The sequence below is a fragment of the Alicyclobacillus suci genome, assembly GCF_017329615.1.
Taxonomy (GTDB): Bacteria; Bacillota; Bacilli; order Alicyclobacillales; family Alicyclobacillaceae; genus Alicyclobacillus; species Alicyclobacillus suci.
Genome location: NZ_JAFMTW010000133.1, coordinates 1 through 943 on the forward strand (window position 1 = coordinate 1; position 943 = coordinate 943).

2 protein-coding genes are annotated in these 943 nt (G+C 49.5%); both read left to right on the forward strand.

From position 1 onward, the window contains the following. Positions 1–396: tail tube family protein (locus J3482_RS20110; protein WP_206923073.1), on the forward strand; the 396-nt coding region annotated here is incomplete at its 5' end. Between the two features lie 12 nt (positions 397–408). Next, positions 409–879 (forward strand): phage tail assembly chaperone, encoded by a 471-nt coding sequence (locus J3482_RS20115; RefSeq protein ID WP_206923074.1) that lies wholly within the window; start codon positions 409–411, stop codon positions 877–879. Positions 880–943: the final 64 nt, after the last annotated feature.

Consider the following 943-nt stretch of genomic DNA (forward strand, 5'->3'; position numbering starts at 1 on the left):
TCTCATCCTTCCCTCGGACAGTATGTCATCTCAGGAGAAGGTATCGGGACTGTAACAGTGACGATGAGCACTGACCGTACAGCACATGATGTGGCTGCTGATGGCTCAGTCATGGTGTCGAAAATAGAGGGTGACAATGGGACTTTAGCCATTCAGATTCAACAAACATCCGGCGCCAACCAGTGGCTAGTCAATGCGTTCAACTATTTACGCACGGCGTCTCCATCGGAATGGGCTCAAATGTCTGCCACCATCCGTTCTCCGTACATGGGCGACTTAGTGACGGCCACGGGAGTTTCGTTCCAGCAGCGTGCTGAGTTGTCCTATCAAGCACAAGGTCAACAGCGGACGTGGAACCTCATGGCAGCAAGTATTACGGAGACAAACGTAGCGTAAGGAGGATGAATGATGGCTGAAAAGTATAAAGACGTGACCATAAAAGGTCAGGAATATCGGATAGGCAAGTTTTCGGCACGCGAAGGCGCGTTTATCATCCCGAAAGTGGCTGGCATATTGGCTCCCATCTTCGCGCCTTTGTTAAAGGGCCTGGATTTGAAGCAGGTGGATAAACCCGAAGAAATCAACTTAAAAAGCATTGATATCGCATCGATCCTTGGACCGCTTGCCAATCTCAAAGAAGATGACTTCATGTATCTACAGGACAAGTGCTTGAAAGTGTGCCAAGCAAAAAAGCCAGTTGGTTTGATTCCGGTCCTCAATGACAATGGGTCATTCTCTGTCGCCGAATTAGAAGACGATGGCATGGCCGTGCTAACTCTTATGGTCCATACGCTGATCCACAACTTAGCGGGTTTTTTCTCCGGAAGCCCCTTAGCGGGGTTGCTCTCAGGTATCCCGGTTATCAACTCGCAGAGCTAGCAAATATTGACCCCTTTCTTTACGCCCCTGTGGTTGCAAACTTCTGGACTCACCGAGACCTCGT